The following is a 9,567-nucleotide window of genomic DNA, read 5'->3' as shown; positions in this document are numbered from 1 at the left end:
ACCCCCACCCCCACCGCCACCGCCACCCCGGCCGCCGGCCGCCGCCCGGCCATCACCGACTGGCGCCCCGAGGACCCGGAATTCTGGCGTACGACCGGCGCCCCGATCGCCCGGCGCAACCTGTACGTCTCGATCTTCGCCGAGCACGTCGGCTTCTCGGTGTGGAGCCTCTGGTCGGTCACCGTGCTCTTCCTCGGCCCGGCGTACGGCATCGACCCGGCCGGGAAGTTCCTGCTCACCGCCGTACCGGCCGCGCTGGGCGCGGTGCTGCGGCTGCCGTACACGCTGGCGGTGGCCCGCTTCGGCGGCCGGAACTGGACCATCGTCAGCGCGCTGCTGCTGCTGGTGCCGGCGGTGCCGATGGCGGTGCTGCTCGAACCCGGGGTGTCCTACCCCACCTTGATGGTGCTGGCCTGCCTCACCGGCGTGGGCGGGGGCAACTTCGCCTCCTCGATGGCGAACATCAACCTCTTCTACCCCGACCGCCTCAAGGGCCGGGCGCTCGGGCTCAACGCCGGTGGCGGCAACCTCGGCGTGCCCGCGGTGCAGCTGGTCGGGCTGGCGGTGCTGGCCACCGCCGGGGCCGTGTACCCGCGGCTGGTGCCCGCGGTCTACCTGCCGCTGATCGTGCTGGCGGCGCTGGCCGCGGCGCGCTGGCTGGACAACCTCCCCGGGGCGCGCAACGAGCCCGGCGCGCTGCGCGAGGCCGCCCGGGAACCGCACACCTGGGTGATGTCCCTGCTCTACGTGGGCACCTTCGGCTCGTTCATCGGGTTCGGCTTCGCCTTCGGGCAGGTGCTCCAGCTCCAGTTCCACGACCGCTTCCCGACCGCGGTCGACGCCGCCTGGCTGACCTTCCTCGGGCCCCTGGTCGGGTCGCTGATCCGGCCGCTCGGCGGGCAGCTCGCCGACCGGCTCGGCGGGGCCCGGGTGACCTTCTGGAACTTCGTCGCCATGGCGACCGGCGCCGGGCTGGTGCTGTACGCGGCCCGGGAGCGGTCGCTGCCGCTCTACCTGGCCGGGTTCCTGTCCCTGTTCGTCTTCTCCGGGATCGGCAACGGCTCGACGTACAAGATGATCCCGGCGATCTTCCGGGCCCGGACGGCGGCCGCGGTCGACCGCGGGGCGGACCCGGTGGCGGCCCAGCGCCGCGGCCGGCGGCTCTCCGGGGCCCTGATCGGCATCGCCGGCGCGGTCGGCGCCTCCGGCGGGGTGCTGGTCAACGTCGCCTTCCGGCAGTCGTTCCTGACCTCCGGAAACGCCGACGCCGCCTACCTGGCCTTCATCGGCTGGTACGCGCTCTGCTTCGTGGTGACCTGGGCGGTCTACCTGCGGCCGGGGCCGCGCCGGCTGGCCGGCGTGTGACCTGTACCATCGCCATGTCGCGAGCCGCGCTGGGGTGACCCCCCGTTTTGACCTGCCGACCGGGCGGCGGGTATCGTTGCCTGCTGTTGTACGACATCCAGAGGCGTGCCGCATCAGGTACGCTTGGTCGTTCGTGCGCGCCTGGTCACCTCGGCGCGCGACCCCAGACCGACGACGAGACAAGGTAGACCTGTGCGTACGTACAGCCCGAAGCCGGGTGAGATCGAGCGTCAGTGGCACGTTATCGACGCCTCTGATGTCGTGCTGGGCCGCCTGGCCACCCACGCCGCCACGCTGCTGCGCGGCAAGCACAAGCCGACTTTCGCGCCGCACGTCGACACGGGCGACTTCGTCGTCATCGTGAACGCGGGCAAGGTGGCGCTGACCGGCAACAAGCGGCAGACCAAGATTGCCTACCGCCACTCCGGTTACCCGGGTGGTCTGAAGCAGGTCGGCTACGACGAGCTGCTGACCAAGCGTCCCGAGCGGGCCGTCGAGCTGGCCGTGAAGGGCATGCTCCCGCACAACAAGCTCGGCCGTCAGCTGATCAAGAAGCTGAAGGTCTACGCCGGTGCCGAGCACCCGCACGGCGCGCAGCAGCCGGTGCCGTTCGAGATCAAGCAGATCGCGCAGTGAGCGCGGGCGAAGGAAGCAGCATGACCGACATCACCGAGACCGAGGTTGCCCCCGAGGCCACCGAGGCGCCGGCGCCCGTCGCCCGCGCGCCCCGCGGTGACCGCCCGATCCAGACCGTGGGTCGGCGCAAGGAGGCCATCGTCCGGGTGCGCATCGTCCCCGGCAGCGGCAAGATCACCTGCAACGGCCGGGACCTCGAGGCCTACTTCCCAAGCAAGGTGCACCAGCAGCTCATCAAGGACCCGCTGGTGACCGCCGAGAAGCCCGAGGCGTTCGACGTCATCGCCAACCTGCGGGGCGGCGGCACCACCGGCCAGGCCGGTGCGCTGCGGCTGGCCATCGCCCGGGCGCTGATCGTGAACGAGCCGGACGACCGCCCGGCCCTGAAGAAGGCCGGCTTCCTGACCCGTGACGCCCGGGTCAAGGAGAGCAAGAAGTACGGCCTCAAGAAGGCCCGTAAGGCTCCTCAGTACTCGAAGCGCTGATCTTCGACAGCGCGTTGTACTTCTGACGGACGGCCGGGTCCGCCTCCCTCGAGCGGGAGGTGGCCCGGCCGTTCGCCTTTCCCTGGGACCGTTTATCGGAGGTTGGCGGGTATGGGCCGGTTGTTCGGCACGGACGGGGTACGCGGGCGGGCGAACGCGGATCTCACCCCGGAGTTGGCGCTCGCGGTGGCGGTGGCCGCCGCCCACACGCTCGCCGAGACGGACAAGAGTCATCCGCCGCTCGCCGTGGTCGGGCGGGACACCCGGGCCAGCGGCGAGATGCTGGAGGCGGCCGTGGTGGCCGGTCTGACCAGCGCGGGCGCCAACGTGGTGCGGGTCGGCGTGCTGCCCACCCCCGCGGTGGCGTTCCTCACCGCGGAGGCCAAGGCCGACCTGGGCGTGATGCTCTCCGCCTCGCACAACCCGATGCCGGACAACGGGATCAAGCTCTTCGCCGCCGGTGGGCACAAGCTGCCGGACGAGATCGAGATGCGGATCGAGGCGGCCGTCGAGGCGAACGCCACCACCGCCTGGGACCGGCCGATCGGGGCCGGCGTCGGGCGGGTGCACGACCTGCTCGACGGCGCCGACCATTACGTACAGCACCTCGTCGGCACGGTGCCGCACCGGCTGGACGGGATCAAGGTCGTCGTGGACTGCGCGAACGGCGCCGCCGCCGAGGTCGCCCCGGTGGCGTACCGGGAGGCGGGCGCCGAGGTGATCGCGATCCACGCCGAGCCGGACGGGCTCAACATCAACGACGACTGCGGCTCCAACCACATCGAAGCGCTGCGCGCCGCCGTGGTCGAGCACGGCGCACACCTGGGCATCGCCCACGACGGCGACGCCGACCGGTGCGTCGCGGTGACCGCGGACGGCGACGAGGTCGACGGCGACCAGCTGATGGCCATCCTGGCGGTGGGCATGCGGGAGGCCGGCGAGCTGACCCAGGACACCCTGGTCGCGACGGTGATGAGCAACCTCGGCCTGCGGCTGGCGATGTCCGCGCAGGGCATCCGCCTGGTCGAGACCAAGGTCGGCGACCGGTACGTCCTGGAGGAGCTGCGCGCCTCCGGCCTCGCGCTCGGCGGCGAGCAGAGCGGCCACATCGTCATGCCGGCGTACGCCACCACCGGCGACGGGGTGCTGACCGGGCTGCACCTGATGTCCCGGATGGCCGCCACCGGCAAGTCCCTCGCCGAGCTGGGCTCGGTCGTCACCAAGCTGCCCCAGGTGCTGATCAACGTGCCGGTCGCCGACCGTACCGTGGGCGCCGCCGCGCCGGCCGTCCGCGCCGAGGTGGAGCGGGCCGAGACCGAGCTGGGCGAGACCGGCCGGGTGCTGCTGCGCCCGTCGGGCACCGAGCCGCTGGTCCGGGTGATGGTCGAGGCGGCCACCGAGGCGGCGGCCCGTGAGGTCGCCGAGCGCATCGCCGCCCACGTCCGCGTCGCCAGCCCCACCGCCTGACCGGTTCTTCGGCTGACCGGTTCTTCGGCTGACCGGGCGCGGCGGGGCAACCCGCCGCGCCCGGTCGCGTCCGGCCGTCGTCCCGGTCCGTGCGTCGCCGCAGCGCCTGCTTGCTCCTGCGGCGCTACGAAGCTGATGACGTGAATGGATCACGGTGCGACATCGGCCGGGACCGCCCGTGGTCGCCGCTGGTGATCCACCTACGTCATCAGCTTGGTAGCGTCACGTCACCCATGTCCGGGTCGGTCGAGCGCCGATCGCACAGCGCCGGTCGTCCGGAGGAAGCGGTCGGCGAGGTCGATGACCTGGTCGGGGTCCAGCTCCAGGGCGGGCCCGGCCACCGTCACCTCGGCCATCGCCACGCCGGGCAGCTCGGTCTCCTGCCAGCCCCCCACGAACCAGGCCTTCTCCTCCTCGGCGAGGGCGAGGTTGGCGTCGTTCAGGGCGCCCGCCGGGTGCGGCAGCCACAGCCGGAACTGGTGGGTGTGCGGCGGCGCCGGGTGGATCCGCGCGCCCGGCAGCCCGGCCAACGCCTCCGCCACCCGCTTCGCGTGGGCGACGTAGGCGGGCAGCCGGGGCAGCTCGCGGTCCAGACCGGCCAGGGCGGCCAGCGCCGCCGGCCACTGCTGGAACAGGTTGCCGCCGTAGCGGTGCCGCCAGGCGCGGGCGTAGCGGACCAGGTCGGCCGTGCCGGCGAGGGCCGCGCCCGAGTGGCCGCCGAGCGATTTGTAGAACGAGACGTAGGTGCTGTCGGCCAGCCCGGCCACCTCGGCCGGCGAGCGTCCCAGGTGGACGGTGGACTCCCAGAGCCGGGCGCCGTCCAGGTGCACCCGGAAGCCACGGTCGCGGGCCGCCCCCACCACCGCGACCAGTTCGTCCCAGGTGGGCAGGACGAAACCCGCGTCCCGCAGCGGCAGCTCCAGCAGCAGGGTGCCGACCGGCTCGTCCAGCCCGGCGATCTCCTCGGCGGTCGGATTGCGCGGTGCGCCCGTGGTCCGCACCGCGCGCAGGCCGCCGAGCACCGCGTACGCGTCGCGCTCGTGCATCAGCGGGTGACTCAGCGGGTGCAGGCCGACGCCGTCCCGACCGGTCAGCTCGGCGCCGTACCGCATGGCGACCTGCTGGGCCATCGTGCCGGTGGGGAAGAAGGCGACCGCCTCCGTGCCCAGCAGCTCGGCCACCCGGCGCTCCACCGTCTCGACCGCCCCGCCCTCGCCGTAGAAGTCGGGCAGCAGTTCCTCGGTCGCGGTCGCCCGGATCGTGTCGAGCTGCTCGGCAACGGACGTCGGCCGGATGCCGGAGAGCACGGTGTCGCAGGCGCGCAGCGCCGCCACCCGGCGGACCCGATCGGCGTACGCGTCGGTCATCTGTTCTCCTTCAGTCGGCGCAGCCGGGCCACCGCCTCGGTCAGCACCTCGGGTCGCTTGCAGAAGGCGAAGCGGACCAGCCGCCGGCCCGCCTCGGTGTCGTCGTAGAAGACCTGGGTCGGCACCGCCACCACCCCGCAGCGCTCGGGCAGCGACCGGCAGAACTCCACCCCGTCCCGACCGCCCAACGCGGTCACGTCGGCGGTCACGAAGTACGTCCCCTCCGGGGCCAGCACCTCGAACCCGGCGTCGGTGAGCCCGTCGACGAGCTGGTCCCGCCGCCGCCGCATGCCCTCGGCGAACTCCGCGAAGTAGGCGTCCGGCAGGGCCAGCGCCACGGCGACCGCCGGTTGCAGCGGACCCGCGTTGACGAAGGTGAGGAACTGCTTGACCCGCAGCACCGCGGCGACCAGCGGCGCGGGTCCGCTCACCCAGCCCACCTTCCAGCCGGTGCAGGAGAACGTCTTGCCGGCCGAGGAGATCCGCAGCGTCCGCTCCCGCATCCCGGGCAGCGTGGCCAGCGGCACGTGCGGGGCGGCGGCGTCGGGGAAGACCAGGTGCTCGTACACCTCGTCGGTGACCGCGTAGGCGTCGCGCTCCCGGCAGAGCTCGGCGACCAGCGCCAGCTCGTCCGGGGTGAACACCTTGCCGGTGGGGTTGTGCGGGGAGTTGAGCAGCACCAGCCGGGTCCGTGGGCCGAACGCCGCGCGCAGCTCCGCCGGGTCGAAGGCGTACCGGCCGCCGGCGACGGGACGCAGCGTGACCGGGCGGCGGACCGCGCCGGCCAACGCGATCGAGGCGGCGTACGAGTCGTAGTACGGCTCGAAGCAGACGACCTCGTCGCCCGGCTCGCAGAGGGCGAGGATGCTGGCGGCGATCGCCTCGGTGGCGCCCGCGGTCACCACGATCTCGTCGTCCGGGTCGTACGCCAGGCCCCAGAACCGGCGCTGGTGGGCGGCGATGGCCGCGCGCAGGGCCGGGATGCCGGGGCCGGGCGGGTACTGGTTGTGGCCGGTGCGCAGCGCCTCCGCGGCCGCGGCCAGCATCTCCGGCGGGCCGTCGGTGTCGGGGAACCCCTGGCCGAGGTTGACCGCGCCGGTACGCACGGCGAGCGCGGACATCTCGGCGAAGATGGTGGTGCCGAACGGCCGCATCCGGGCCACCAGGGGATCGGTCGTCGTCACGCGGGCCAGCCTACGGTCCGCCGCCGACGCCGCAAGCCCGCCGCCGGCCGCGCGCCCGGTGCTACCAGCCGAAGCACGCCGTCCCGTACCGCCCCGTCTGTTGCGAGACGACCTTGCCGTTGAGGATGATCCGACAGCTCACCACGCCCCTGCCCGCCGGGGGCCCTCAATGTACGCGGCCGGCACGGCTCCCCGGGTGCCCGTGCAGCCCGCTCGGTGGGGCTGGGCGCGCTGGTCTCGGTCGGCCGCAAGCCCGCCGTCAGCCGCCGCAGCCGACTCGCCAGCCGCGGTCGTCGACCGACTCGGTGACGGGCCGACCACCGTTCACCGTCATCGCGCAGGCAATGGTGCGCCCGCCCTTGTCGTCGCCCTTGTTCGCCATCACGGACGCCCGGCTCGGATCATCGGTACGGATCGTCGTGTGCCAGGGCAGCCGCACCCTGTCGAGCTCGACGAGGTAGCCGTCCGCGTCGTAGTACTGGATGTTGGCCGGCCCCTGACCGGTGACCTCGTACGCGACGGCGAACCGGCCAGGTCCGCTGGACGGGGTGGCGGCGGGCCTCCCGCTGGGGGTGGGGGTCGGTGCCGGCTGCCGCCCTCGGCCGCCTCCGCGTCCGGGTCCTCGTTCTCGCCCTCGTCCGTGGTGGTCGGCCCGTCCTGCCGCGGCTCGGCGGCCGTCGGCCCGCCGAACGGGTCGACGCGCGGCACCCACGGTTCGGGCGCGGCTGTCGGGCCGGCCGGGACCGCGCCCGCCGGCGGCTGTGGGTCGGGGGGTGGCGTCGCCTCGGACATCAGTTCGGCTCGCAGGGGACGGGCGCGGAGAACGTCCGCGCCGGGGTGGCGTGCCGGGGGTGCGGCATCGCCCCGGCAGGAGAGCCCCAATCTACGCGGGCGCGCGTCCGCGAGGACGGGACGCCCTGCCGCCCGGGCCGGCGCGGTCGTCCCCCCGACCGGTCGGCGCGGGGCCATCCGGGCTGGGTGATATGTCCGATCCTTCGGTGGTGTTCACCTGAACGCTCAAATTCAGTGATCGATTACCGCACTTCCGCGCACACGCGATGAGCGGAACTGGGTTAGGCTCGGGGCCATGTGTGGAATCGTGGGTTACGCCGGCGCGCGCCCGGCGCTCGGCATCGTGCTCGACGGACTGCGGCGGCTGGAGTACCGCGGCTACGACTCGGCCGGCGTCGCCATCGTCTGCGACGACGAGCTGCTGACCGAGAAGAAGGCCGGCAAGCTGGCCAACCTGGAAAAGGTGCTCGCCGAGCGCGCCGCCGTCGACCCGGAGTCCTGCGCCGCCAGCCCGATCGGCATCGGTGACGGCACCACCGGTATCGGCCACACCCGCTGGGCCACCCACGGCGGCCCCACCGACCGCAACGCCCACCCGCACGTCGCCCCCGACGGCCGCGTCGCGGTGATCCACAACGGCATCATCGAGAACTTCGCGAAGCTCCGCGCCGAGCTCGAGGCCGACGGCGTCGAGTTCGCCAGCGACACCGACACCGAGTGCGCCGCCCACCTGCTCTCCGCCGCGCTGGCCGACCTGCGCTCGGCCGGCGAGGTGGACAGCCCGCAGCTGCTCGCCTCCGCCATGCGGGTGGTCTGCCGGCGGCTGGAGGGCGCCTTCACCCTGCTCGCCGCCGACGCCGGCATCCCCGGTGCGGTGGTCGGCGCCCGGCGCAACTCGCCGCTGGTCGTCGGCCGCGGCAACGGGGAGAACTTCCTGGCCAGCGACGTGGCCGCGTTCATCGAGCACACCCGCGACGCGGTCGAGCTGGGCCAGGACCAGATCGTCCTGATCACCACGGACAGCATCGAGATCACCGACTTCGCCGGGCAGCCCGCCACCGGCAAGGACTTCCACATCGACTGGGACGCCTCGGCCGCCGAGAAGGGCGGTTACGACTGGTTCATGCTCAAGGAGATCGAGGAGCAGCCGCAGGCGATCGCCGACACGCTGCTCGGCCGGCTCACCGAGACCGGTGAGATCGCCCTCGACGAGGTCCGCCTCAGCGAGCAGGACCTGCGCGACGTCGACAAGATCTTCATCGTCGCCTGCGGCACCGCGTACCACTCCGGGCTGGTCGCCAAGTACGCCATCGAGCACTGGACCCGCATCCCCTGCGAGGTCGAGCTGGCCAGCGAGTTCCGCTACCGCGACCCGGTCCTCGACCGGTCCACCCTGATCGTGGTGATCTCGCAGTCCGGCGAGACCATGGACACCCTGATGGCGCTGCGCCACGCCAAGGAGCAGAAGGCCCGGGTGCTGGCCATCTGCAACACCAACGGCTCGACGATCCCCCGCGAGTCGGACGCCGTGCTCTACACCCACGGCGGCCCGGAGATCGCGGTCGCCTCCACCAAGGCGTTCCTCACCCAGCTCGTCGCCTGCTACCTGATCGGCCTGCACCTGGCCCAGGTGCGTGGGATCAAGTTCGCCGACGAGGTGGGTGCGGTGGTCGCCCAGCTCCAGGAGATGCCCGGCAAGCTGCGCGAGCTGCTCGACCGGATCGAGCCGGTCCGCGAGCTGGCCCGCGAGCTGAAGTCCGAGCCGACGGTGCTCTTCATCGGCCGGCACGTCGGCTACCCGGTGGCCCTGGAGGGCGCGCTCAAGCTCAAGGAGCTGGCGTACATGCACGCCGAGGGCTTCGCCGCGGGCGAGCTGAAGCACGGCCCGATCGCGCTGATCGACAAGGGCACCCCGGTGATCTGCGTGGTCCCGTCGCCGGTCGGCCGGGGCATGCTGCACGACAAGGTCGTCTCCAACATCCAGGAGGTCCGCGCCCGGGGCGCCCGGACCATCGTGATCGCGGAGGAGGGCGACGAGGCGGTCGTCCGCTACGCCGACCACCTGATCTACGTGCCGCGTACGCCGACCCTGCTGGCCCCGCTGGTCACCACGGTGCCGCTCCAGGTGCTCGCCGCCGAGATCGCCGCCGCCCGAGGGCACGACGTCGACCAGCCGCGCAACCTGGCCAAGTCGGTCACCGTCGAGTAACCGGCTGCCATCCGCTCCGGGGCCACTCCACCGCGCGGTGGAGGGCCCGCGCCAGTGGTGAG

Annotated in this window: 8 protein-coding genes; 5 read left to right on the top strand and 3 right to left on the bottom strand. The window is 73.0% G+C overall.

The genetic code is table 11. The features are described from left to right. The 4 genes from JNW87_RS29325 to glmM form a co-directional block, all read left to right on the top strand. On the top strand, nucleotides 1-1,365 hold a 1,365-nt coding region (locus JNW87_RS29325), incomplete at its 5' end, for a nitrate/nitrite transporter (protein ID WP_255544486.1). A gap of 192 nt (nucleotides 1,366-1,557) precedes the next feature. Next, nucleotides 1,558-2,001: a 50S ribosomal protein L13 gene (gene rplM / locus JNW87_RS29320; protein ID WP_089012545.1), complete on the top strand. Its 444-nt coding sequence runs from the start codon at nucleotides 1,558-1,560 to the stop codon at nucleotides 1,999-2,001. A 20-nt stretch (nucleotides 2,002-2,021) separates the two neighbouring features. Then, nucleotides 2,022-2,486, top strand: a complete 465-nt coding sequence (rpsI, locus tag JNW87_RS29315; protein ID WP_088998399.1) for a 30S ribosomal protein S9 — start codon at nucleotides 2,022-2,024, stop codon at nucleotides 2,484-2,486. 111 nt (nucleotides 2,487-2,597) lie between these two features. Further along, the gene (gene glmM / locus JNW87_RS29310; RefSeq protein ID WP_109799890.1) at nucleotides 2,598-3,953 is read left to right on the top strand and encodes a phosphoglucosamine mutase; all 1,356 of its coding nucleotides are present in this window, start codon (nucleotides 2,598-2,600) and stop codon (nucleotides 3,951-3,953) included. A gap of 227 nt (nucleotides 3,954-4,180) precedes the next feature. Here the strand turns inward: glmM and JNW87_RS29305 are convergent, their stop codons facing one another. From JNW87_RS29305 to JNW87_RS29295, 3 genes are all read right to left on the bottom strand, one after another. After that, nucleotides 4,181-5,320, bottom strand: coding sequence for a low specificity L-threonine aldolase (locus tag JNW87_RS29305; protein ID WP_109799891.1), 1,140 nt, complete (start codon nucleotides 5,318-5,320; stop codon nucleotides 4,181-4,183). Next, nucleotides 5,317-6,504: a pyridoxal phosphate-dependent aminotransferase gene (locus JNW87_RS29300; protein ID WP_109799892.1), complete on the bottom strand. Its 1,188-nt coding sequence runs from the start codon at nucleotides 6,502-6,504 to the stop codon at nucleotides 5,317-5,319. Before JNW87_RS29300 ends, JNW87_RS29305 begins: the two co-directional genes overlap by 4 nt. A gap of 259 nt (nucleotides 6,505-6,763) precedes the next feature. After that, a complete protein-coding gene (locus JNW87_RS29295) occupies nucleotides 6,764-7,216 on the bottom strand; it encodes an MmpS family transport accessory protein (RefSeq protein ID WP_238454768.1) in 453 nt (150 codons plus the stop codon). 375 nt (nucleotides 7,217-7,591) lie between these two features. On the opposite strand from JNW87_RS29295, the gene glmS reads away from it, so the two are divergent. Further along, nucleotides 7,592-9,505, top strand: a complete 1,914-nt coding sequence (glmS, locus tag JNW87_RS29290) for a glutamine--fructose-6-phosphate transaminase (isomerizing) (protein ID WP_109799893.1) — start codon at nucleotides 7,592-7,594, stop codon at nucleotides 9,503-9,505. The last annotated feature ends 62 nt before the right edge of the window (nucleotides 9,506-9,567 follow it).

The organism is Micromonospora sp. ATA51 (genome assembly GCF_016802855.1).
Classification (GTDB): domain Bacteria; phylum Actinomycetota; class Actinomycetes; order Mycobacteriales; family Micromonosporaceae; genus Micromonospora; species Micromonospora sicca.
Note: the sequence above shows the minus strand (reverse complement) of the source record. Positions and strands in the feature narration are given on the sequence as shown.